Source organism: Bacillus sp. sid0103 (assembly GCF_019219025.1).
Genome location: NZ_JAHUWN010000002.1, coordinates 291,384 through 315,486 on the forward strand (window position 1 = coordinate 291,384; position 24,103 = coordinate 315,486).

The 24,103-nt window shown below is 36.9% G+C and carries 26 protein-coding genes and 3 pseudogenes; 14 read left to right on the forward strand and 15 right to left on the reverse strand.

What is annotated here, in order from left to right; all coding sequences use genetic code 11:
• Positions 1-871 precede the first annotated feature (871 nt).
• Positions 872-2,494 carry an ABC1 kinase family protein gene (locus tag KW850_RS03480; RefSeq protein WP_218346180.1) on the forward strand — a complete coding sequence of 541 codons (1,623 nt, stop codon included), beginning with the start codon at positions 872-874 and terminating at the stop codon, positions 2,492-2,494.
• A 308-nt stretch (positions 2,495-2,802) separates the two neighbouring features.
• Here the strand turns inward: KW850_RS03480 and KW850_RS03485 are convergent.
• Both KW850_RS03485 and KW850_RS03490 read right to left on the reverse strand, forming a co-directional pair.
• Positions 2,803-3,238, reverse strand: a pseudogene (locus KW850_RS03485) (universal stress protein).
• Positions 3,239-3,255: 17 nt separating this feature from the next.
• Complete coding sequence (locus tag KW850_RS03490; protein ID WP_218346287.1) at positions 3,256-4,662, reverse strand: DHA2 family efflux MFS transporter permease subunit; 1,407 nt, start codon at positions 4,660-4,662, stop codon at positions 3,256-3,258.
• A gap of 266 nt (positions 4,663-4,928) precedes the next feature.
• On the opposite strand from KW850_RS03490, the gene KW850_RS03495 reads away from it, so the two are divergent.
• Entirely contained in the window at positions 4,929-5,159 is a 231-nt protein-coding gene (locus KW850_RS03495; RefSeq protein ID WP_256358056.1) for a CarD family transcriptional regulator, read from the forward strand.
• Positions 5,160-5,243: 84 nt separating this feature from the next.
• Here the strand turns inward: KW850_RS03495 and KW850_RS03500 are convergent, their stop codons facing one another.
• Positions 5,244-5,696, reverse strand: coding sequence for a MarR family winged helix-turn-helix transcriptional regulator (locus KW850_RS03500; protein ID WP_218346181.1), 453 nt, complete (start codon positions 5,694-5,696; stop codon positions 5,244-5,246).
• A gap of 451 nt (positions 5,697-6,147) precedes the next feature.
• Here KW850_RS03500 and KW850_RS03505 point away from each other — a divergent pair, with 451 nt between their 5' ends.
• Positions 6,148-6,294 carry a hypothetical protein gene (locus KW850_RS03505; protein ID WP_218346182.1) on the forward strand — a complete coding sequence of 49 codons (147 nt, stop codon included), beginning with the start codon at positions 6,148-6,150 and terminating at the stop codon, positions 6,292-6,294.
• 153 nt (positions 6,295-6,447) lie between these two features.
• A complete protein-coding gene (locus KW850_RS03510) occupies positions 6,448-7,017 on the forward strand; it encodes a hypothetical protein (RefSeq protein WP_218346183.1) in 570 nt (189 codons plus the stop codon).
• Positions 7,018-7,213: 196 nt separating this feature from the next.
• Here the strand turns inward: KW850_RS03510 and KW850_RS03515 are convergent, their stop codons facing one another.
• The 7 genes from KW850_RS03515 to KW850_RS03540 all read right to left on the reverse strand — a co-directional run bounded on the left by KW850_RS03515 (position 7,214) and on the right by KW850_RS03540 (position 10,766).
• On the reverse strand, positions 7,214-7,708 hold the full coding sequence (locus tag KW850_RS03515; RefSeq protein WP_218346184.1) for a hypothetical protein: 495 nt from the start codon (positions 7,706-7,708) through the stop codon (positions 7,214-7,216).
• Between the two features lie 163 nt (positions 7,709-7,871).
• On the reverse strand, positions 7,872-8,030 hold the full coding sequence (locus KW850_RS03520) for a hypothetical protein (protein ID WP_218346185.1): 159 nt from the start codon (positions 8,028-8,030) through the stop codon (positions 7,872-7,874).
• Between the two features lie 405 nt (positions 8,031-8,435).
• On the reverse strand, positions 8,436-8,570 hold the full coding sequence (locus tag KW850_RS03525) for a BA3454 family stress response protein (protein ID WP_144555969.1): 135 nt from the start codon (positions 8,568-8,570) through the stop codon (positions 8,436-8,438).
• A gap of 477 nt (positions 8,571-9,047) precedes the next feature.
• Entirely contained in the window at positions 9,048-9,398 is a 351-nt protein-coding gene (locus KW850_RS33095; protein ID WP_308128748.1) for an SRPBCC family protein, read from the reverse strand.
• A gap of 45 nt (positions 9,399-9,443) precedes the next feature.
• Complete coding sequence (locus tag KW850_RS33100) at positions 9,444-9,767, reverse strand: ArsR/SmtB family transcription factor (RefSeq protein ID WP_256358057.1); 324 nt, start codon at positions 9,765-9,767, stop codon at positions 9,444-9,446.
• Positions 9,768-9,899: 132 nt separating this feature from the next.
• Positions 9,900-10,493 carry a YdeI/OmpD-associated family protein gene (locus KW850_RS03535; RefSeq protein WP_218346186.1) on the reverse strand — a complete coding sequence of 198 codons (594 nt, stop codon included), beginning with the start codon at positions 10,491-10,493 and terminating at the stop codon, positions 9,900-9,902.
• A 117-nt stretch (positions 10,494-10,610) separates the two neighbouring features.
• Positions 10,611-10,766, reverse strand: a complete 156-nt coding sequence (locus tag KW850_RS03540) for a hypothetical protein (RefSeq protein ID WP_218346187.1) — start codon at positions 10,764-10,766, stop codon at positions 10,611-10,613.
• 266 nt (positions 10,767-11,032) lie between these two features.
• On the opposite strand from KW850_RS03540, the gene KW850_RS03545 reads away from it, so the two are divergent.
• On the forward strand, positions 11,033-12,040 hold the full coding sequence (locus KW850_RS03545; protein WP_218346188.1) for a DUF3231 family protein: 1,008 nt from the start codon (positions 11,033-11,035) through the stop codon (positions 12,038-12,040).
• 367 nt (positions 12,041-12,407) lie between these two features.
• On the opposite strand, the gene KW850_RS03550 is transcribed toward KW850_RS03545, so the two are convergent.
• Together KW850_RS03550 and KW850_RS33870 are read right to left on the reverse strand one after the other, a co-directional pair.
• Positions 12,408-13,634, reverse strand: coding sequence for a glycosyltransferase family 2 protein (locus KW850_RS03550; protein ID WP_218346189.1), 1,227 nt, complete (start codon positions 13,632-13,634; stop codon positions 12,408-12,410).
• Positions 13,635-13,706: 72 nt separating this feature from the next.
• Positions 13,707-13,778, reverse strand: a pseudogene (locus tag KW850_RS33870) (YjcZ family sporulation protein); the annotation flags it as partial.
• Between the two features lie 843 nt (positions 13,779-14,621).
• Between KW850_RS33870 and KW850_RS03560 the strand changes: the two are divergent.
• The 5 genes from KW850_RS03560 (at position 14,622) to KW850_RS03580 (ending at position 17,014) form a co-directional block, all read left to right on the forward strand.
• Positions 14,622-14,891, forward strand: a complete 270-nt coding sequence (locus tag KW850_RS03560; protein WP_218346190.1) for a CD3324 family protein — start codon at positions 14,622-14,624, stop codon at positions 14,889-14,891.
• A gap of 100 nt (positions 14,892-14,991) precedes the next feature.
• Positions 14,992-15,654: a FusB/FusC family EF-G-binding protein gene (locus KW850_RS03565; RefSeq protein WP_218346191.1), complete on the forward strand. Its 663-nt coding sequence runs from the start codon at positions 14,992-14,994 to the stop codon at positions 15,652-15,654.
• A gap of 299 nt (positions 15,655-15,953) precedes the next feature.
• A complete protein-coding gene (locus KW850_RS03570; protein WP_218346192.1) occupies positions 15,954-16,319 on the forward strand; it encodes a DUF2089 domain-containing protein in 366 nt (121 codons plus the stop codon).
• Between the two features lie 13 nt (positions 16,320-16,332).
• Entirely contained in the window at positions 16,333-16,722 is a 390-nt protein-coding gene (locus KW850_RS03575; RefSeq protein ID WP_218346193.1) for an SHOCT-like domain-containing protein, read from the forward strand.
• A gap of 10 nt (positions 16,723-16,732) precedes the next feature.
• Complete coding sequence (locus tag KW850_RS03580) at positions 16,733-17,014, forward strand: hypothetical protein (RefSeq protein ID WP_218346194.1); 282 nt, start codon at positions 16,733-16,735, stop codon at positions 17,012-17,014.
• Positions 17,015-17,138: 124 nt separating this feature from the next.
• Here KW850_RS03580 and KW850_RS03585 read toward each other — a convergent pair whose 3' ends face one another.
• Positions 17,139-17,618 carry a GNAT family N-acetyltransferase gene (locus tag KW850_RS03585; protein ID WP_218346195.1) on the reverse strand — a complete coding sequence of 160 codons (480 nt, stop codon included), beginning with the start codon at positions 17,616-17,618 and terminating at the stop codon, positions 17,139-17,141.
• A 564-nt stretch (positions 17,619-18,182) separates the two neighbouring features.
• Between KW850_RS03585 and KW850_RS03590 the strand changes: the two genes are divergently transcribed.
• Together KW850_RS03590 and KW850_RS03595 are read left to right on the forward strand one after the other, a co-directional pair.
• Positions 18,183-19,550 (forward strand): arsenic transporter, encoded by a 1,368-nt coding sequence (locus KW850_RS03590; protein WP_218346196.1) that lies wholly within the window; start codon positions 18,183-18,185, stop codon positions 19,548-19,550.
• Positions 19,551-19,573: 23 nt separating this feature from the next.
• Complete coding sequence (locus KW850_RS03595; RefSeq protein WP_218346197.1) at positions 19,574-20,248, forward strand: DUF2642 domain-containing protein; 675 nt, start codon at positions 19,574-19,576, stop codon at positions 20,246-20,248.
• A 603-nt stretch (positions 20,249-20,851) separates the two neighbouring features.
• Here KW850_RS03595 and KW850_RS03600 read toward each other — a convergent pair.
• On the reverse strand, positions 20,852-21,178 hold the full coding sequence (locus tag KW850_RS03600) for a hypothetical protein (protein WP_218346198.1): 327 nt from the start codon (positions 21,176-21,178) through the stop codon (positions 20,852-20,854).
• A 118-nt stretch (positions 21,179-21,296) separates the two neighbouring features.
• Between KW850_RS03600 and KW850_RS03605 the strand changes: the two are divergent.
• A pseudogene (locus KW850_RS03605) lies at positions 21,297-21,506 on the forward strand (VOC family protein); the annotation flags it as partial.
• Between the two features lie 115 nt (positions 21,507-21,621).
• On the opposite strand, the gene KW850_RS03610 reads toward KW850_RS03605, so the two are convergent.
• Complete coding sequence (locus tag KW850_RS03610; RefSeq protein WP_218346200.1) at positions 21,622-22,029, reverse strand: NUDIX hydrolase; 408 nt, start codon at positions 22,027-22,029, stop codon at positions 21,622-21,624.
• 538 nt (positions 22,030-22,567) lie between these two features.
• On the opposite strand from KW850_RS03610, the gene KW850_RS03615 reads away from it, so the two are divergent.
• Complete coding sequence (locus KW850_RS03615; RefSeq protein ID WP_218346201.1) at positions 22,568-23,854, forward strand: helix-turn-helix domain-containing protein; 1,287 nt, start codon at positions 22,568-22,570, stop codon at positions 23,852-23,854.
• Positions 23,855-24,103: the final 249 nt, after the last annotated feature.

Here is a 24,103-nt window from a genome sequence, read left to right on the forward strand (position 1 = left end):
CTGTAAATGAATAAACATGTACAAGCGAAAGGGGATAACCCATGGACAATCAGGGATTCTTAAATTTTATAATCTATAAATTACTATCCTTATCCATACAATTCATCGCGCTTTATCTCCTAATCCTATTCTGTGAATGGTTTGCAGAGAAAAAGGGCTATAACCTCTTTGAGAGATCGTGGTTAATCACGCTAATCTCATTGCCCTTACTAACTTTGATTGTTTGGACGATCATTATCGGTAGATTCCATTTGTTTTAAATGATTTATTAGGTGAAAATGCTAAGTTCTTACTTGGGTGCAACGATAACTTGGTTTACATTTTTTTCGGTAATCATTTCTGAAACAAGCCCTTTTCTTACTTTAAAAATACTTATTAGTTTTTTATTCCGTCGCCCCCTATTCGTTACCATATACGAGTTTATTCACCCATGACGGGCATGATTAGCCTCCATTCGTTACCGTATGCGAACTTTTTCATCCATGACGGGCACGATTAGCTTCTATTCGTTACCGTTTGCGAACTTTTTCATCCATGACGGGCACGATTAGCTTCTATTCGTTACCGTTTGCGAACTTTTTCATCCATGACGGGCACGATTAGCTTCTATTCGTTATTAACCTAGTAAATATATCGGCTATAATTCTTCTAGTGATTGGTTGTCTTAATGTTTGTGTATCATCCTAAAAAGAGAGAAGTGGGTCAACACTTCTCTCCCTAGTAACCCTAAAATCTTATTCCATACAAAATGTTAAATATAATAGAGTACATTTACTTATAAAATATAATGAGTGGCAGCACCTGGTTGAAACTTTCTATCTATCAAAATCGTAGTAAATAGTAAAATCTGGAATAGAATGTAGGGATTCGTATGAAGACGAGAAATAAGCTGGTGCGGATGTCGAAGGTCCTTTCGTTGGCCTTTGTCATCTTTCTGCAAATTTATTGGTATAAGATTCATAGAAAACCTAAAGCGGAGTGGGAAAAGCTTTGGGGGAACATCGGAGAACGGTTCCGCCAGACTCTATTTGATTTAGAAGGCTTGCTCATTAAACTAGGACAAATCCTCAGCACGCGTGCCGATTTGCTGCCTCCTGCTTTTATCCGCCAAATCGAAGATATGACCGATAAAGTCCCACCATCGATCTGGCACGAGATTGAGGAAATTTTAGAAAAAGAATGGGGAAGCTTGTATCAGCAGCACTTCCAATCGATTGAAAAGACAGCGATTGCTTCCGCATCCATTGGAGAAGTCTATAAAGGTGTACTCCAGGATGGAACCGAAGTGGCGATTAAAGTAAAGCGCCCGCATATTGATTCCATTGTCGACACGGATTTTCGGATTCTAAGTATTGTGATGTGGTTTGTGGATCATCTAGTTCCCCTTCCAAAAGGATTTATGAATTTCAAAGTTCTTTTTAAAGAAGTAAAACAAGTGATTGAGCGTGAACTGGACTATTCCCAGGAACTGAACACCATCGTGACGTTTAAAGAGCGCTTTAAGGATATCGATATCGTCCAAATTCCGTCTGTTTATGCTGAGTTGAGTACGCCAAATGTACTGGTCATGGAGTGGGTCGAAGGGTTACGCCTGACCAATAACGAGGCCATTGACCAATTACCCGTGAGCCGCCAGGAACTGGCTCAACGGCTGATGAAGGTCTTCCTCCCTCAATGGATGGAACCCGGTCCCTTCCATGCCGATCCCCATCCCGGCAACGTTCTGGTCTCAAAGGAAGGAAAGATCATTTTACTAGATTTCGGAATGGTCGGGGAACTTTCCAAAAAGGATGCAGGTTATTTTCAAGGATTAATCGAAAGCTTTCTCGCAAAAAATTACCCGAAGGCCGTGGATTGCTTATTCCATTTAGGCGTCTTGCTCCCTGAGGCTGAATCAAGAACAATTGAACGGATATTAGCGGAATTCATCACCTTCCAGCCTGCCCAATTAAAAGAAATGGACCTTCTCGCTTTAAAATTGGAAATCAACAATATGATTCAAGCCCTTCCCATCCAGATTCCGACCCGATTTGTCTTTTTAGGCCGATCGGTTGTAACGATTGAAGGAATCATCCGCAACTTAGCGCCAGAGGAGGAACTCTTAGAGTTAGGAAAACCTGTGTTTATGGAATGGTTAAGTCAACAAGGAAATAATAAATGGCTGTTTGTCTGGCAATGGCTTCAATCTCAGCCCATCTTTAAAATCTTCCATTCTGTAACAGAATTCCTAAATGCACCACAAAAACTGGAGCAGTTAAAGGAAGTCGAGCAACGAAGACAATTCCAATTTACCATCTATGAAAATACTAAAAAGCAATTATTCCAGTTAACCCTCTTCGGATTGACGGGAATAGCCGCCGGATTCTATACCTCACACGACCTTATCTGGCAGTTCTCCGCCGGAGTGGCCGCGGTCTCTCTTTCCGGGTATATTATTTGTAGTTATAAACTGAAGAAATGGATGAAATATATGCATGAAAAACGGAGAGGATAGGCGCCAAGGGGACTGTTCTGAGGAGAACGGTCCCCTTTGTTTTTGGGAAGTGGCCGATAAATGGCTAAAAGTGGCCGATATATTTTAAAAGCGGCAGATATATTCGAAAAGTGGCAGATAAAATGAATAAGTGGCAGATAAAACCCAAAAATCGGCAGATAAAATCCCCTAGCCAGTGAATCAGAACGGCTTACACCCCCAAATGGTAACTAAAAAAGACTCCATCTCTGTGATGGAAGCCTAAGGTTCTTTTTTTCTACTATTCTAAGCTTTTTCGTTAACTATACTCTCAACTAAGGTAAGAATCATCACTCTGGTGTCCGTATTACTAACACATCACAATTAGCAGTGCGGACGATGGCTTCCGATACGGAACCGAGTAAGAAAAGTTCAACAGCACTTAACCCCGTCGCACCACAGATAATTAAATCGGCTTCTACTAAACTTGCAACCTCTTTCGTGATGATCGTTTTTGGTGATCCATATTCGATGACTACCTTTACGTTTTCAATTCCTTCAGCCTCAGCTTGTGCCTTGTACCCATTCAAAAGCTCCTCTGACCTGCTCTGCGCGTTCAACACTTGAACGCTCATAGGCTTCGATTGAACGAGTATTAATAACATTGACGATCGTAACCAGTGAACCTTTGTTCCGTTTTGCCACATCGAGCGACTTGCGAAATGCGTATTCAGCCTCTTTTGAACCGTCGATAGCGACGACAATACTTTTATAATGATTTGCCATCTGTTCGAATCTCCCTTCTATGCTTTCGTCTTTTTATGAATGGGGCTTTTGATAAAGAAAGACAATACAACATTAATCACTGCTAATACTAAACTAATGGTAAACACGACTGAGGATCCCGCAGCTGCTGCCTGTGGTAATTCATGAGCATTGCTTGCCGCATAACTACTCTCTCTAGCTGAAAAAATCGATACCAACACCGCAATACCAATAGCGCCAGCAACTTGTTGAAGTGTTTGAGTAAGTGCAATTCCATCTGGATAGTACTGTTTCGGAAGCGAATTGAGCGTGTTCGTTTGTACAGAAGCAAGCACCGCACCGATCCCTAACATCATGACGATATGAGTAACCACAATCATCCATAACGCCGTGTCTGACCCAAATTGTGAATAGAATACATATCCAATCGCGACTAAAATGGTCCCAGGAGTAATGACCGCTTTCGGACCATATTTATCAAATAAACGACCAATCGTTGGAGCTAATATACAATTAAGCAAGCTTCCTGGCAGCAAGATAAGGCCCGTTGTAAAAGCAGCAATAAGCAGCGCCATTTGCATATACATCGGTAAGATAACAAGCATGGATAACATATTAAAGAACGTAATGAACGTCATAAAGACACCTAGAACGAATAGAGGGTACTTGAACGCTATTAGATTCAGCATCGGCGTCTCCATTTTCGTCTGACGAATGGCAAAAATAATCAGTGCTGCAAATCCAACGATGATCGATCCAAGGACAGATGTACTCGTCCATCCGGCATCACCAGAAACACTGAATCCATAGACGACCCCACCGAATCCAATCGTCGAAAGAACAACCGATACGGCATCAATTGAAACCTTACGAACCTCATTAACATTTGGTAAATAGAGGATCCCGAACATAAGAGAGAACAATAAAAACGGTAAGGTAACCCAGAAAATCCAATGCCAGGATAATGTATCTAAAATAAGCCCGGCAATGGTTGGACCTAAGGCTGGACCAGCTAACATAACTAAGCCCATAACTCCCATCGCGCCGCCTCGTTTATTGGGAGGGAAGATTGTGAAAATAACATTTTGCGTTAACGGTAGAGCAATCGCTAACCCAGCTGCTTGAATTACACGTGCAGCCAATAACAGACTAAATACAGGTGCAACTGCTGCTAAAATGGTCCCGATAAGTGATAGTGAGATAGACGTCATAAACATTTGACGAGTGGTAAATTTTTGCATCAAAATACCGGTTATCGGCACTAAAATACCTAATGTTAAGAAATAGCCTGTCGCTAACCAGCCGATCGTCGTTGCATTCACACTAAATATTTGACTTAAGTCCCCTAAGGCAATATTTAAGGCTGTTTCACTAAAAAGTCCGACAAAGCCTGCCACAAAAAGCGCTGCCATGATCAGGCCTGTTTTGATTTGATTATTCACCATGGAATCTGTTTTGATTCGTTGATTCTGAGCAGTTTGTACATTCACTTATTAAAACCCCTTCTATAAAAATTTTCTCTTACCCCTTTTTTCCCTTTTGCTGAAAACCGATTAAGATAATTAGCAAAAGTAACTGCCGTAGTACACCCCCTGATACTAACAATTCGTTAACTATATCAAAGAATTTTTCTTGTTGTCAACCAAGTTGACAAAATTAAAGAGATGAGTTATTATCAACTTAGTTGACGTTATTGATTGGGAGTGAACAAATGTTTAATATTGGAGATTTGGTCATCTATTCCGCACATGGCATTTGCAAAATTGATGATATATGCGAGAAAACCGTTTCAGGAACGACAAGAACCTATTATGAATTACATCCTATGGATAATGATCGGCAATTGACGATCAGTATTCCTGTTAATACGGATAAAGTAGTCATGCTTGAACCACTCCAGAAAGCGGAAGCCCAAGAAATACTTGAATCCTTCACATATTGATAAAAGAATGAAAAGAAAAAACCCCCGCGTCGTTCAACTAAATGAACGACGCAGGGGTTTTTGATTATTTAGCAGCTGTTAAATTTATATTTCCCAATCTAACTTTAATAGTTCTTTAAGCATAGTAACTTGCTCACTACCTATTTTTTCTGCGATTTTATTCTCAAGTTGGGCTTTAAGAGCCGCGTTTTTTTCGTAGCATTCTTCGCCTAAAGCGGTTAACCGGATACACTTCTCTTTTTTGTTGTTTTCAACATTTTTGATTTCAACTAAACCTTTTTCAGAAAGCTTTTGAATAAACTTATGGATCGCCTGACGCGAAATTTCTACATTTTTTGTAACATATGAAATGCTAGGATTTTTTTTATAAATCCTCGCCATAATATACCATTCGGAATTGGAAATATAAATCTCACTTTGATCATTCCAGGCATTCTCAGAAATTTTCCGAACCAAACTATGCCGCTCACTTATTAAGTCGATAAGATCTAAATTTTGTAATTCAGAGTTCGAAATCAAACGAGTCACTCCAATCATCATCTTCGCCACTTACTATACAAAAACAGGTATGGGATGTCAATTTGGTTTACTATGAATGGCCTGATAAAAGCCACAAAAAAGCCATTCTTTAATAGAATGACCTTGGGTTGTCCGAATGCGAGGCCTATTCGGACTGCATCAGCAGGAAATCAATCAGGAATATTTAATTCTAACCATTCATCCGTTTCAGTTTAATTCCGATATTGGTAACTATTGTATCTCCCACCTATTTTGTTGAAGCACCGCTCCCGTTACTTTAAGCACAATCTTTACACCAATAATAAAAAAATAAAAAAACTAGTAACTTCGTAATTTCCTTTCTCTTTTTTTTGCATAAATTATTACTAGAATGAAAATCTAAATTTTTTAACATGTGGAAAATTAGGACAACTCTCATTTTGAACTGCTGCTCTTCAATTTTTTTAATTAAATTTTAGGAGGTGATAGGTTGGACCAACAATGCAATCAACCTTGTGAAGAATACATTTATTGCGTACACTGCGGACTTCCAATTGACCAAGATGAACCTTATTTCATTTATGTAGAAAAGGATTTAAATGGTCATACAGTTTATTGCTGCGATGAATGTTCTTAATGATAAAGGCTGCACCTAACAGTCTTTTTTTTATGATCATGTTTTTAAACTATTTAATATTTAAACTATATAAATACTTATTAAAGACAGCGTGTGGTTTATAATTTAATTATCTGAATAATATATAGTTAGTTGCAATGGGGGGCGATTGAGATGAGTAAAAAAATATTAATGACAATACTCTGTTTAGGGTTAATTGTGGGAATTTATTTTTTGGCATCACGTCCTACTAAACCTGCTAGTCCTACTATTCCTACTACATCCTTGGAAGAAAGAATCTGTGAAAAAGTATCATCACAATTTGGCGATTGCAAAAAAATTCTTTTGTTTGATACTAATTCAAATTTAGTTTTTGCCGAGAGTAGTACTGGAATTATTCCTGTGCTTACCAATAAAGGGTTTACTGAATTTAAAAAGTTTATTTATCCAGAGTTGGATTTCCAGGAGTTCAACGAGGAGAAAGAGGAGAGAGGACCAATAGACTGGCGAGCTAAAAATAATGTCCAAAAGGATTTTTCCGTTATATACGGATTTGCCGGAGATGATGCTAAGACCATCGTTATAAATAGTGAAGGCAATATACAGCCAAACAGGTTTTTCGTTCGGAATAACTTATGGGTTTGGTATGCTACTTTTCAGAAAGATAAAGTTAAATTACCAGTTAAGGTAACAGTTTATGATGCAAATGGTCAAATTATTTTTGGAGGAAATGAAAAGGAATAATAAGCTGAATAAATTGGTTCATTTTATTTCAGCACATACACTCGTAGAAGCAGTCTGGACAACTGCTTCTCATAGTATTTTTATAAATGTATGAAAATGGTTTTTTCGTACATAAAAAAAGACCACCTGACCGGCGGCATTTATCTTCAACTAACACACGTGTTAGTTGAAAAAAGTGCTGTATAGGGTTGTACTATTAAAACTTTTTGTTGAGTTTGAAGCTTCTAAACATATTATTTTGCTTAATATTTTCTATAGCAAATTGAAAACCGTATAGGAGAACCGCTCTAAAAAGAAGTAATACGGTCAATTGGATTGGTTTTAATCGGACTAAAGACACTATTCCTAACCGTTTTAATAATTTCAATCCTGGAAAAGCAAACAAGAAATGAGCAATTGCATTGGTAATCATAAATAATGGTAGCTTGCCATAAGTGAGTTTTAGACTCCATAGAGCAGAAAGAAAGTAAGGACCCAAAATAAAAGGAATATCTCCATCCATTTTAGGATGAATACTATTATAAAACCGCCACCAATTTTTTTTCTTTGCAGTAATGTTATTTATTTTTATGACAAAGGCGATAACTATAGTTGCTGGAAGAAACCGTTTTATTGTACCCCGTCCCAATAGTGGAAGCGAAAACCAGGGAAGAATCATCATAAGTATTAATAAAAATCTTGCATTCTTCAAAATTAACGCACCTCCTATTTCTCTAGGATGTGCAACAATAATAAAAAATATTAGCAACATATATTTTTCACTTTTCCTATAAAATGAGGATGGAAAAAATGGTTTTAATACATTGGGATGACTTAATCAATGTTTTTTTATTTGGCTCTGTTAAACTTGCCTGTTAATTTCCGCTCCAGGCGCGTGCGGTTCGCGGGCGGTCCGGGGAGCCTCCTCGTCGCTGCGCTTCTGCGGGGTCTCCCCTGCACCGTCCTCCCGCAGGAGTCTTCGCGCCTGGAACGTAGATCAACAGGGTGCCAAAATCAACAATAAACTTCAACATAGCCTTTTATTTTGATTTATCTTCTTTATAGATTCCTTTAAAGAAGAAAATTCTTTTTAGTTAATTTATAGGAAAGCGAAAAAAATAACCTTTGATCAATAAAATCAAAGGTTCAAAGAAAGCTTAGTGGTCTAGTCTAAGCCTTATAGGAGGTCTAAACTCAGAAGAATTTAAACTATTGAAATAGTATCATTTTTTGAATATTATCTCAATAGTTTAAAGCGTTAAAGTATAAAAATATTGTTTTTAATTATTTACTTAACGAAAATGGTTAGACATGTTTAAACTGATACAGTCCGTTAATCCAGTCACACCCTCCTCTTTTATCCATCCATAAAACAGAATTTCACCGCAGAAAATGTAAGATAATTACGTTCTTACATGATAGAGTGAAGGATCCCGTATTTAATTTTCCCATTGTTTAAGAACTTGTTCTTTTGCGATACGATAAACTTCTTCTTCTGTTTGGTTTTTGGTAGCTATTACGTTGGTTTGATAAACTTTACCTTTATGTGTTACATAGATTGTATACTTGTACATTTTGTTCTATCTCCTTTATATAATTCTAAATTTTTTGTTCATTCCACTCCACTAATAAATCCAATTTCATTTAGTTATTCCTATAAATGTTTTTTAACTTTTTTATATTTTACAAATAATATGAAAGTGATGAAAGCTAAAAAAAAGGTCAAGATTTGACAAATTCTCAACTAAACAAAAATTAATATACTCACTAGCAACGGTAATGACTGGCAAAGTCAATAAAATCAACAAACTTTTTATGATTCTAATCTCTTATGTATTTTGTTACACTTCTTAAAATGCAGAAAAATGTCGAAATATAAAAACTAAAAAAGGCTGGCTCCTTATACCGATCTTAAATTACCTTTTTGTTTTAATCCTTCAAATTAAATATCCACAAACTAAAAAAGCAAACGGATCAGTCCTATACTGAGCCGTTTGCTTTTTCCTATAAGTTAGCTTAATACTAAAAAAACTCACTTCAGAGGTTTGGTCTTACATTTCCTCTAACACTTTTTTAAGTTCTTCGCCCATTTTCGCCCAACCATATTTCGCACCATTGAACGCTTGATCTTCTTTTTCGAATCCTGTTTGTTCAAGATGTAAGAAGGTTGTTCCATCCTCTTGCTTCAATGTCCATGTGACTATAGTGTTTATTGGACCACCTACCCATGTGTAAGATAACTTATAAGGCTCGTCAACTACTAATACTTCACAATCTACAATTAAATTCCACTGCTCATTTCGGAATTGACATTTATGACCCACGATTGGTTTAAAGTTATTTTCCATTATCCATTTTGCAAGAGTATCCGAGTCTGTTAATGCGTTCCACACCTTATTGATCGGGCTCTTAAAATTAAAATCTTGTCATACTGTTAAATCCATTTTTTATTCCTCATCTAATATTTGGTTTACAAGTAATATTCTTTCACTCCAGAATTTCCTGTAAGACGATACCCAATCCTCAACTTCTCTTAACGGGGCAGCATTCAGCCGATACCTTGTTTCTCTACCAACTTTACGGTCGGCAACTAGACCAGCTTCTTTAAGGATAGCCAAATGTTTAGAAACAGCAGTACGACCCATTTGAAATTGAGCGGTTAATTCGTGAAGAGGTAACTCTTCGGCATCTGCCAACAAACGTAGCAATTTACGTCTTGTTGGGTCAGCGATGGCTACATAAACATCACGCTCTTGATTTTTATCGTTCAAAATCACCCCCCCTTTAAATCAGACACCAATTGGTGTCTTTATCACATGACACTAATTGGTGTCCTGTCAATTTCTTTATTTTCCATAATTGCATTAGTTTTATTCTCCTATCATCAAGTATATAAGTGCCCTCTAATCATTTAATCCCTTTCCATTGAGAATTTGCTGCATATATTTTTCAACCCTTGACTCTCGAGTTTTGGATTGTTTGGGTTGCGAAAAATAAAGAATGTATGCTCTTTGCCGTCCCGGCGTCAATGCTTCAAAAGCAGTTTTCAAGGCAGGGATTTCATTTAATTTATTTTGAAATTCTTCCGGAATTATGTATTCTGTATTCTTTTTAAAATTTACTTCCAAACCGGCTTTTTCAACTTCAATGGCTTCATAAATATAGGCTTTCAAGATGGATTCCATTTCAACTATTTCTTGAACATTGGTGAACCGAATCTGGCGCGCCGCCTGTACATTCTCCGTTTGTTGGATTAGAATCCCATGGGCATCCTGTAACAAGGCACCTTTGTGAAACAGAAGCGCACAATATTCTTTAAATCCATGTATTAAAACTATGTTTTTTTTTTCAAACGTGTAACAAGGATGCATCCACTTAAATTCTTCAGTCAGCTCACAGTCAAGAACGATATTTCTCAACCTCTCATATTCTTCCTTCCACTTTTTAGCTTTACTTAAAAATTCATCAACCTTAGGATTCATACTACTATTTGTCATCAAGGAACACCCCTCTTCAATTTTTCGATCAGCTGACAGTCAAGAATGAACATTCTCAATTTCTCCAATTCTTTCTGTCACTTTAATGGCTTTATTTGAATATTCATCACCCTTGAATCATTCTCCATGACTCACTTGGCAAGCTTGCTTGAATCGGTTAAGGCGGACGTGAAGAGGTAATTCTTCTACGTCTGCCAATAGACGAATCAGTTCACGTCGAGTCGGGTCGGCAACCGTAACATACACATCCCTCATTTTGTTAGTATCGGTCAAAATCACCCTCCTCCTACTTTCGGATTATGAAAAGACTCCGATTGGTGTCCGATTTATAATAGGACTTTAATTGGTGTCGTGTCAAGCAGATCTGGCTTGGAAAGTTACAGGGAGAGTCTTTGTAAGTGGTTTTTCTTATAAATTTATTTATCATAAACATTTGGCCAAAGACCGACTAAATAACTATTTCATATTTGAGAATTAGTCGAATTTTTATCGATAAATTAGGGAATAATTTAATCAAAAGAAGAGAAGGTGGAATTCTTTTGATTCTAACAAATCCCATAAGTGCATCAGAGGTTGGAACACTTTGGCTTACATATCAAGAAAAAACTCTTATTATGAGAATATTAGAATATTTTATGAAAAATACAGATGACGAAGAAGCCAGGAATCTTTTGGGAGGGTTGTGGCAAGACCTAAATTATTATGTTATAGAAATGGAAAAAATATTTCATAAACAAGGAATGGTAACTCCTATTGGATTTAATAAAGAAGATGTAAATTTAGAAGCACCTAAGTTATACGACAATGGATTTGACATAATGCTTCTTCGTATTTTAAAAGAAGTTAGTATGGGCATGTACACCATTAATTTGAATATGGCATATACTAGCGAGGTTATATCGATATATGAGGGACTTACAAGTGTTACACAAAAAATTTATAAGCTAAGTACCCGTTATTTGCTTGAAAAAGGAATACTTACTCTTCCGCCAAAGGTTTCAATGCCCAAAACAACAGAGATTATCGAAAGCAAAAGCTACATGAGAGGATTTAAACCATTCAGTGAAAAAAGAGCATTAAATGACATTGAGGTAGGTTTTCTTCATCATGGAATCGAAACAAATAATATTGGAATGCAGCTGATTACAGGATTTGCCCAATGTGCAAAGAACAAAGAGGTTAGACAATATTTTGAAAAAGGGAAAGAACTTGCAAAAAAACAAATTAAAACATACCAAGGAATACTTTTAGAAAATGATATTCAGTTTTCCGCCACTGCTGGAAGCACAGTAACATCTTCAACCGTTGCCCCGTTTTCAGACAAGCTCATGATGCATTGCATCACCTTTTTAAATGGTTTTTGCATTGTCGGAAGCAGCTTTGGGACATTTTTCTCCTTAAGAAACGATATAGCATTAAAAACAGCCTTATTAACGAAAGATGTCTATTTCTACGGTCAAGAGGGAATTGAAATTATGATTAAACATGGATGGTTTGAGGAACCTCCTCAAACGGATGATCGACATAAACTCATAAACAACATGTAAATTATGATCTTTATGGTACAAAGTATACATTAGAAAGTAGTTTAGGTTTCCCAAATTGGTATGGCCCCTTCGTCTAGGGACCATCTTATTTTCACGTATTGGCGAAAATATTAAGCTTTTTTTGTCAATACGAAACCAATGAATGGAATATTTTCACTAAACTGTCCTGATCGCACTCAAAAAAGCTGCCATAAAAATGGCCAGTTCTTACTCGACGGGAATCCCACCCGCTATATGATACGATCTAGGCTCGGCCGCACACGCACCAGTTAGAATAAGAAAAGCTGCCAAGAATGACAGCCGGATCTTTAAACTCTTGCACTCGTTAGTTCAATAAAAAAGGCTAGCTCTCTACAATCCTATACTTTTAGATCGTCCTAAGTTTATCGAACAACCATACAAGATGATTGTATTTACCATAGGATTGTATTTGATTTCTCTCAATCTGGATACGTTCCATTGCAATCAAGTCATCGCTAAATTCGGTATTTCGAACTAGGTTAACAGGGGGACGGTTTTCTGCAATATTTATACGAATTTGATGAAGTAAGGTTATAATTGCGCGGTTAAATTCATGAAACTCATTGGGAAAGCTTGCTTTAAGGGATTGATGTTCTAATATAATCTTTTCCATGAGTCCGTAATCCGTCGGATGAATAGAGTGCAGAGCTCTAATCGATACATCAAGAACCGGATGCTTTTGTTGAAAAAACAGGCGATTTCTGTTCATAGCCTCTTCCTTGGTTGTCGACGGCGGATGTTCCTGATGAAACGATTCTAAGTCTTCTTCGATAATAAAATTAGCATTGGCTTTATATAATCGATAAGCAAATTCAGCATCCTCGGGTCCCCACCCTTTGAAATCCTCCTCATAGCCGCCGACTTCCTCTATAAAACTTCTTTTAATAGAAAGGAAACCTAAGCAAGCCATCCAACGCAATGGGCTGCTATCAAAATCATTCGTAAGATAGTTTAATAATTGATGAGCATAACTTCTGTATTTTACGATCGAGCATAAATTTTTAATATCTTCAATATCCGCTCTCTTAACCACTTGTTGGGGTTCTTCTAAAAGCCTGATATGAGTCGTTAAATTACTAAGTGTCAGTTCTTGCGGTACCACCTCTTTAAGGCGTTGGTTGAAGAGGGAATTTTTTTCACTCCACTTATAAATCGCGTTGATTTGATTATTAGTAAAATCCGGGGATAAAAAGGTATAAATACGGCCGCGCTTGCTTCCTGCAATAACCACAGATTTGTCGTGATTCAGATGGTGCTGGTAGTTAAGGGCAACATAGCTAGGGGAAACGATGGTTTCTGCATCCAAAATGATAATAATCTCTCCCCTCGCATGTCTAATTCCGATATTTCTTGAAGCAGCAACCCCAACATTGGTTCTATTACGAATATATTGAAAATGGTAGGAAGGACGATACTCCTTAATTTTTGGGGTCTGGTCGGTAGAGGCGTCATCAATCAATATTACTTCCATTTTAGATAAATCAAAGTTCTGTTTCTCCAATGCATAAAGGCTAAGCAGATTAAGGGGATAGCGGTTATATGAAGGCATGATGATCGTGACTTCAATTTCCATGTTTTTCTCATTCCTCCTTGAGAGCTAATAGCTTCGAACAATTTAATTGTTCCGCTAGTTTATAACTAGTATTTAACGTAAGATACTGACAATAATTAATAGGATGAAAAGCAACACGATTAAAGGAAAATTAACACCATAACCATCATCACTCCCTTAATTAATAGATATAACATCGTATGTCAGAACGATAAATATCGAATTGGACAAGAATAAATCTTTACATATCTTTACATTCTCTTAACATTTGGCTCTATTAAACTTGCCTGTTGATTTCCGCTCCAGGCGCGTGCGGTTCGCGGGCGGTCCGGGGAGCCTCCTCGTCGCTGCGCTTCTGCGGGGTCTCCCCTGCCCCGTCCTCCCGCAGGAGTCTTCGCGGCCTGGAACGTAGATCAACAGGGTGCCAAAATCAGGAATATGCTTTAACATAGCCTAACATTTAAAAAGCTATTGCTTGCTGCACATTTCGAAGATATTTTGCTTACTCAAGTAACCTCCCCGTTAGCTCCACAAAAAAACTGCCAAGAATGGCAGCTGGTTCTTCAACTCTTTGCTTTGTATATCTGCTATAAATGAATGGTTTTTGTAAGATGACATTTTACCAAACAAACGGAATTAACTTCGAAGTCTTTTGAATAAATCTTGGATATTCATCGGGAAACATAATCAAATCTTACAAAATTCTTAAGAAAGTAAGGATTCCGAAATGGGCACCCCTAAAAGGACATGAGATTTAAATTAAACCCAGAATGAATATGTAAAATTTAATAAGAAATGCATATCCTTTGTTATAATAGTGTCAAGAAGGGGGTGCTTAAAATTGGAGAATCCTTCGAGATTGTCTGGTACTTCTGCTACTCATGCAAAGCCTAATATGGAAAAGGCGATACTTTGCATGGGGCAAAACTAAATTACATTCTTATCGCCTATTTCATCTCTTGGCTTTGCACCTTATTTAATCAATTCCTAAATAAGGAGCTGGCAGTCATGAAATATGTAAATGCAAGCAACATTTTACCTAAGAATCTAATCATCGAGATTCAGAAATATGTACAGGGGGAAACTATTTATATTCCTAAATCGGAATCGACTTATCGAAAATGGGGCACCCTTAGTGGTGGAAGAAAGCTCCTGGATAAGCGCAATGCCAATATAAAAAGCGCCTTTATTAGCGGCACTACAATTCAGGATTTAGCTGATGAATATTTCCTTTCAATAGAAACAATCAAAAAAATAGTGTATTCAAAGCATGGATGATTTCGTCCGTGCTTTTTTATGTAAAGAACATTTCTAAGTTGAATTTTACATTTCCCCATCCAGAGTGATTAATTAAAATAAATGAAAGGAGGTTGAAAGTATGACCGAAAAGTTTATCAAGAATGCTGACTTTAATTTTATTCATAAACAGGTAGCCCTGATTAAAGATGGCTACAAAAAGAATGCGGCCCCAAATGTGATTCAGGCCGTAAAGGACCTAGCGAACAATAAAATAATAGGGCTTTTTCCAAATGCAACTAATGCACAAAAGGAAATGTTAGATCTTTCTCCACTTAAAACCGACCATGAATATGACAGATACATTCAGCAGCTTCATGACTATCTGTTACCATTTCCAAAGATCGCTGAAGCGCAATTGAAAAAGATGTTTCCCAAAAATAAAAAATTAAAGCTCCCTGACTTAGACAAAATGAATCTAAATCAGCTTACGTATTTAAGCTGGGTGGATATCAGCACAAATAAGAAGTTTATTGTGTATGAACTAGATGAGAAAATGGTTGGAATTGAATGCAAATATACAATCCTTAATAAGGATAATATCTGTTCCTTCTGTAATCGATTTGGTCAGGTTGCCTATATCTCCACCGTTACAAAAGCAAAAAAGGCTAAAAATCCTGATTACTATAAAGCGATAGGAAACTATATTTGCTTCGATAGCACAGAATGTAACAAGAAAATTTCCAATGTCGATTACTTAACAACTTTTCTTAAAGAATCGTTGGGAGAAAAAACTGTCCTATAAGATATATTGGACAGTTTTTTGTTTTCCTCTAACACAACTCAATCGAGCCTTCAAGGCAAACTGAAGCACCCTCTGTTTCCTTTTTTCAACTTAATCCTTCCTTTTTTCTTCATACAAGCAGAAATAAATGTGACATTAATTAGAAAATCACAAAATGAAGATAAACATAAACATCAAATTAATAATATTTATTTTTGAATTAATTATTTTAATGTTTGGTTTAAAAATATTAATATTTCTTATTTACTATTTGAATTTCTTGATATATAATCAAATCAAATAAAAGAAAGGAATTCATTATGGCCTATAAAGTGATCACAAATTGTCCTGTCTGCAGCAAAACACTGAAGATTACGAAGTTGCAGTGCTCTCATTGTCACACAACGATTGAAAATGAGTTTGAATTATCCAAGCTGGCGTCATTATCAAAGGATCAGCTTCATTTTGTGGAAGTATTTTTAACATGCAGAGGAAATATCAAAGAAGTTGAAAAGGAAATGGGGATTTCGTATCCAACGGTTCGAGGCAAGCTAACAGACATAATATCGTCCCTTGGGTATGTGCAGAAGAAGAAAAATGAAGTAGACGAGAAAAAGGTTGTCGCCATGTTGGAAAATGGAGAAATCACTCCAGAAGAAGCCATTAAGTTGTTAAAAGATGAATAGGGAGGAATGTACCATGAAAGAGGAAATTGCAAAAGTATTAACGATGGTGCAAGAAGGGAAAATTGATGCAGATAAGGGATCAGAGCTTATCCAAGTATTAAAAGAGAAAGAAGAAGCAGGAAGTAAGCTGTTAGAAAAACCAACTAAATATTTAGATAAAACATTAAAAATTCGTGTTGTATCAGCTGAAAATGATAACGTCACGGTCAATTTGCCCATAAAACTTGTCAAGGTAGTATTAATGGCTGGACATAGCATCGCTGCGAGTATTCCTCAATCCGAAAAATATGTAAAAGATATAGACATAAACCTTATTATTGAAGCAATCGAAAACGAATTGGATGGCCAAATTGTTGATGTAAAGTCAGCAAACGGAGATACCGTTTCTGTCTTCATAGAATAGAGATTTGCTTATGCTGCATTTAAAAGTGAAAGCAAAAGACGTCCGGTTCACCCTCCCTATTCCATATGCCATTTTAAACATTGGTATTTCCATTCTGTCTTCAAAATTTCTTCATCGACATGCAAACAAATGGACAAAAGAGCACTTCGAAAGAAAAAAACTGGACTTTACCATTCCACAGATAGACAAAGAAACACTAATACCAATCGTCAAGGAACTGAAAAAACATAAAGGTATCGTGCTGGTAGATGTCAAAGCTAAGGAAGGTACTGAGGTTACGGTTAGACTATAATTATTTTAAGAATACTCCGGTCACTGACCGGCTTTTTCATTTAACTCATGTCATTAAATTTCTCCACTTAATCGCTAAAAGGCCGTATAAATACACCCTGACTACCAACATCACAATGAAATTTTTACAGTATTTTTTCCATTACCACTGTTTTAACTAAAAAACCATTAGGATTGGTTACCACTTCTTCTTTATAAACAATATAACCCATCGCTTTATATAAACTAATATTTTTAGGTAAAGAGGTTCGAACTCTGCATTCCATTCTTTTAATATGACTATTTTCATGAGCATATTTTTCAAGCCACAATAACATCGCCTTTGCTATTCCTTTTCCTCTTGCATGAGGTGACACTGATAATCTTGAAAAATATATGGAATCATCCATTAGTTTAAATCTTGATGAACCGACGGGTATTTCGTCAACCATACATATTAACGCCTTCTCTGAACCACTGTTGATAGCATTTTGCAATTCTTCCTCTGATTCATTTAAAGCACTTGAAGGAACATCAAGGAATCGATATTCTTCAAAAGCATCTAACATAATTTTATGAACTATCTGAATCTCAGCCAAATTAGCTATTCTTACTTCAATATTCATTCTTTTTTCCTCCAATAAATTTATGTAAAACTTCAATTAAATTAAATACTTTCATCTCACCTTTTTCACTTAATTTGTAAGAAAATCTTACAAGGAATTTCTTTTCTACCTATTTTGAACCTTTAACTCCATAAGTAAAAGAGCCTGCCACAGCAGCCCCTTCTTTAACGCTTGCCCCCGTTTATTATAAGTAAAATTCTTCACAATTTCTTAGATAATCAAACTAGAAAAATCCCATGCCTACTTAAAGACAAAAGCAGTAGGTTAAAAATAAGATTAAACCGTATTGAGCGTGGCTGACTAAGCTTCGCTTTTTATTTTTGTCGCTTGTTTTCTGTCTTGGCAGGTGTAATGTCTAAAAATATTTATTTAGACTCTAGTTGATTTCTTTGAAAAAAGGGTACAAACCCAAAGCCTGTCTTATTCTTGATACATATACATACAGTACAAAATCACAAGAGGGATAGATGGCGGGGGGGGACAAGAGTGGACTAAGTTAGTGAGGTGGTTAGGTCGTCTCATGGAAACATCATGAAAAACTAGCTAGATGAAAGGAGAAAAAATATGAGTCATTTAACCGTTTGGATAACCATCACCACTTTTTTGGTTACCCTCGGATTTATTCTTTGGAGACCTAGAAACATTAATGAAGCCATACCTGCAACAATAGGTGCGGTCATTGTCGTACTCAGTGGAAGTGTTTCATTAACAGACCTGGGTATAATTTCAAACACTATAAGTGGTGCAGCCATTACTATTATGGCAACGATTGTCATGGCGATTGTCTTAGAGAGTTTTGGGTTCTTTAACTGGATGGCAGAAAAACTGGCTGCCATGTCAAAGGGGTCAGGAATTCGTTTATTCTGGTACGTCAATCTTTTATGTTTTCTCATGACACTCTTTTTCAATAACGATGGAAGTATCTTGATCACAACCCCAATTCTAGTCATGTTATTAAACAACATGGGCTTAAAAAACCATCAAAAAATTCCGTATTTGCTGTCTGGAGCCTTAATTGCGACTGCTTCGAGTGCTCCAATTGGTGTAAGTAACATTGTAAATTTGATTGCTCTAAAAATTGTGCATATGAGTTTGTATTTGCATACGGCGATGATGTTTGTTCCAGCAACTCTTGGTTTACTTTTGCTAGTTGTTCTCCTGTTCCTACGATTTAGAAGAATCTTGCCGAAAACCGTTCCTACTAATGTTTCGGGTCTGACAAGTCCTTCTTACCACCCACTTAAATCAAATATAGGAATTCAGCATGCTTCGGAAAAAGCTCGTTCAAGATTTATGCGAAATGTTCTGTTGTTCGTATTCGCTGTCCGTGTTAGCCTCTTTGTCGCTTCGTTTGTGAATATTCCAGTCTCTCTTATGGCTGTTATCGGCTCGCTTGTCCTTTTAGGGTGGAGATGGGCTTATTTAAAAATATCCCCTGCCGATATGGTCAAAAAAACGCCGTGGTATATTATCGTTTTCGCCTTTTGTATGTATACCATCATTTACGGTCTCAATAACATTGGTTTAACGGACTGGTTGATTGGATTCATGAAACCAATCGTTTCTGGAAGCCTGCTGCATGCGAGTGTCATGATGGGTGTACTTCTATCTGTTCTCTCCAATCTTTTTAATAATCACCCAGCACTCATGGTTGGAACACTCACGTTAACGCATATGAATCTAAGTTTACTTGAATTGAAAATTGCGTATTTAGCAAACGTAATTGGCAGCGACATGGGATCGTTACTACTTCCAATGGGAACGCTTGCTACGCTGATGTGGATGCATATCGTAAGGAAAGGGAAAGTAATGATCAGTTGGTGGCAATATATAAAAATCACAGTTGTCGTTATTCCCCCTGCGACATTGTTTACCTTAGTTGTCTTGTATTATTGGGTCTCTTGGCTCTTTAGTGGAGCACTTCAACGATAATTTGAGCAAAAAGGAGAATTAAGATGCTTATAGATTTTGTAGATTCAATAGGAATATTAATTGAGGTTGAAATTTCAGGAGGTGTTATTCACACAGGAATCCTAGTAGATGCTGGGTTGGACATCATTGTTTTATACGATGGCAGGGCCGATTCATACCTCTACATTCCATTTGTTCATGTTCAAAGATTGAAAGAAACCAGTTTAGAAGAAGAATATACCTCTTATAACCCTCCTTCAGAAAAACCAATTGAATCGGATATCATATCGTTTCGTAAAGCATTAACTATTGCTAAAGGTTTGTTTGTCAAGATTTATGTCACAGGGAATAAATCCATTCATGGTTATATAACCAGCATTATGAACGACTACTTTGTTTTTCACTCCCCTGTGTACAAAACAATGTTTATTTCGATGAATCATGTGAAATGGCTAATTCCGTATCCCCCTAATACGATACCGTATTCCTTAAACAAGGAAAATCTACCTCTGGTGCCTATATCGGCTCCTTTAGCTAGATCTTTTGATGAACAGTTGAAAAGATTAGAAAATCAACTAGTTATTATAGATGGTGGAGAAGATACTGAAAAAATAGGCTTACTCCAAAAGGCTCGTAATAACAAATTGATTCTTATAACAGCTGAAGGGGAAACGGTTTGTCGGAATTTAGAGCATATAAAAACAATACAATTACCGTAAATACCTTATGTACTAGAAACTTAATAAACTTAATTTAACTAAAATAAATATGTAGGTGAGGTCACTTGAGCAAACAAAATAAACAAAAAGAATAATCCATCTGTGTTTGCCGACGAGGATGGATTACTCAATCACTACTAAAGTTGTTTGTTAGACCGTGTCTTTCGAGTCACGGTCTTCTTTATGGTGTACCACATATTGTTAGTATATGTTGTTTGGTTTAATTTTGTTTTAGGTAGAAGAAATTTTACAATCATAACTACCCAGTAGTTGAACAACATCTATTTCTTGAAAGCGGAGGATCAGGCTGTAACATTACAGGCCCTTCTTATTTTTAAAATGAGAAGGCTTTATTTTTATCGGTAGACTAATTCAGTTCAAGCACTCCATTAGTTGCTGAACTGTCCTCACTGGTTCTTAATCCAGTCAATCCATAACCAGAGAAAGATGATTGTGTTCACTTTTTCGCAGTCGAAATAACTCCTCAGAATGAAATCTGATGGTTCTTGAGCGACTATTTTGTTTCTCGGTGTAACGTACGTCTTTTTAAACGTGTAAAAGGAATGCAAAAGATGAGTTGCGACCACAGTAATAAGATTACTGTTAATTCTGCTTGTCTTTGATCTTTTCACGGATTTTTTCAAGTTCTTTCAAAGAGAGTTCACCTAGAGATTTTTTAATTTCTTCCTCAATTTGTTTTCTGTTGCTTTCTCGATATCGATCCCACCATTCTCGAAGACCTTCCGTATCATCTAAGAGGGATTCGATATCTAACTCTTCTAATTCATCATCTGATATGTAATTCAATACAGCTCCTAACATGCGAGTAAGGTTATCGATTTCATCTGCTTGTTTCTGGTCATTTTGCAAAAGAACATCCGCTTCTTCCTGATCTGGCACTGCCGTAATAAGTGGAGCTTTTCTTGGCATCTTTATCCTTCCTTACTATTTTTACTTTTACTAATGCTTATTTTAGTATTCCCATTAAAAGTGGATCGATGAACTTTACTCAAGTTGGTATTTTTCATTAGTTCTTCGTAGATTTACATACAACAAGGAATTAGTGGAGCAGTTCTCGCCTGAAGTCAATCTAGGCACCCCTTCCTTATTATTTTTCACAAAAGACCTCGATCAAATGTACAAGGACTTTTCGGACAAAAATATAACCGTCGGAGAAATGGTCAATGTACCTGAAGGCAGAGTATTTAACTTCGCCGACGATGAAGGAAATTATTTTGCTATTGTAGAAAAAAAGTAAACCTGAGAAAAAATCCACCCTACACCAAAACACCGCCCCATTTGCACGATGGGCGGTGTTTTTAGAAAATGTCATTCTCTAAAATTTAGTTATAATATCTTTCAAATCTTAACTTTCAAAATTCAACATAAAAAGGATGAATTTTTTCATTTAAACAATACTCGATTCTTTGCCTGAAATTATTCCAAGTGACCATTTCCAACGCCTCTTCAATAGGAAAGAAACCAACTTCCAAACTTTCTGAGGAGGTTGTTAACTCTCCTCCGATCGGGCTTCCCAAAAATAAGGTGTTACAGATTGATTCGCTTACATTTTGATACACCCCACAAAACTTTATCACTTCAATATCTATTCCGCTTTCTTCTTTTGTTTCCCTGATGGCTGCCTCCTTCAACGATTCTCCTTCTTCCACTTGCCCGCCAGGCATTTCCCATCCTCTTCGTGGACCCTTAATTAATAATATTTCCCCTTGCTCATTAAGTACGATTGTTGCAGCTGAAACAATATGTTTTGGTGTTGGCATATCCTGACCTCACTAATATAGAATACCTAATTAATTCGCTGCGTTTTTAGGCTTCTCCTTTTTTCACGGATTAGATAAAATCCACCCTCTTATGGTCACTTCTATGTTACCGACTCTCTATTTTTCTGCCTGCACGGTAACATAAACCCCTTCTTTGTTACCCTACTCTCTCTTTTTCCTCCTCCAAGGTAACTTAAAGCTCCTCTTTGTTACCGTACTTCCTCTTTTTCCACCATCATGGTCACATAAAACCCCTCTATGTTACCCTACTTCTTCTTTTTCCACCATCACGGTCACATAAAACCCCTCTATGTTACCGTACTTCCTCTTCTTCCACCATCATGGTCACATAAAACCCCTCTATGTGACCGTTAACCCCTTTTTTCCACCTTTAAGGTCACATAGGCCACCATCCCTCCTACTTCTCGGTCATTTCGCATCTCTTATCCTATTTCAATAAGCACAATGACATATATAATAAAATGAGAAGTAATTTTCAGTAAGCGAGATTTCAATTATAGGAGGGTAGGTTGGTTTTATGTCCATTGGGAAAGTGATTTATTATCATCGGCGGAAGCAGAACAAGACGCAGGAGCAGCTTTGCCATGGCATTTGCTCGGTGACACACTTAAGTAAAATTGAAAACAATGTAAAAGAAGCCAATCCGAAAACACTGCAGATGTTATGTGATCGATTGCAGATTTCACTTGAAGAGGAAAGCAAGAAGAGCCAACTATTACGGCAGAAGCTGGATTTGTTTTACGAGACGATGGAAAGGATGCACCAAGAGAAAGCCACTATTTTATTTAAAGAATTACAGCAAGAAAAAGAATATATTCATTGTACGGACATGCTTTATTTGTATGAATTATATATGCTGCGCTACTACCTGCTGTTGCATGATTTTTCAGCCTATGAAAAGTCCTCCACAGGTATTCATCGGTATGTCTCGAAATTTTCTCCCTTTGAGGAGTATGTGTGGAATCTTCTTCAGGGCATCTATTATGGGAAAGTGGAACAATTCCCTCAAGCCCTCCTCTATCTGTCTCGTGTCGAAGAACAGGCGGAGCAATATGAAACCAAGATTACGGAGTACTATTATTTTCGGTCGGCCTTGCACGGACATTTGTGCCACTATTCGTTATCGATCCATTATGCCTATAAAGCATTACGAGTTTTTCAGAATACCAACAACTTTTTAAGGATTGTCTATGTCAAATTGATTCTAGCCGTTAATTTCATCTATATCGGAGAATTTGAAAAAGGGAAAGAAATCCTCGACCAAATTTTAAATGATGCGGACATCCTGCAGGATTCAGAGACCAAGGAATTATCCTTACATAATCTCGGTTTTTTGTACTACAGACAAGGAAAGATGGAAGAATCGATAGACTATTATTCTCAGGCTCTTCAAATCAAAGAAAAAGATTCGCCCTCTTACTATATTACGATTTCCTCTATGGCAGAGGCGCTGATTGCTGATGGCCAGAATGAAAAAGCCATGAAAATGTTAAAAGAGGGATTAGATTCAATTCAAGATCATAAATCTCCACGCTATATCGAGTTGAAAATCCTTTACCTAGAGGCAGCTGGTTCGCAGAAAGCGCTGATTACCTATTTAATCAACCAGGGCCTGTCGATTATTGAAAATCATCTGTCCACTGAACGAGGAAATAAATATCTACAGCTCATTGCTGATTATTATGAAGAAAAACAGGATCTCGCTTCGGCCAACCACTATCTTCAGATCGCCAACCAACACCTGAAGAATCATCTTTTCAATATTGGTTCGCCCGTTGATTTAAGTAAGGCTAAAGTACGATAATAGTAATAGATTGAGAGGACAATTGCCCGCGGCAGTTGTCCTTATTTGTCGATTCTATCAAATTGTCCCAAGTTGATTGGTAATATTTGTTGCAGAAAGTTCCCCTTTTTTCTTCAAAAAAGCATCGATAGTCCCGTTTCCTTCCCTCTTTTAAACTAGGAATTTTCCCGATAAACAGTCTCGCAAATCCACTCTATACTTTTTAACTAGGAAGAACTTTGTATAACCAACACCAATTTTAAGGAGGGA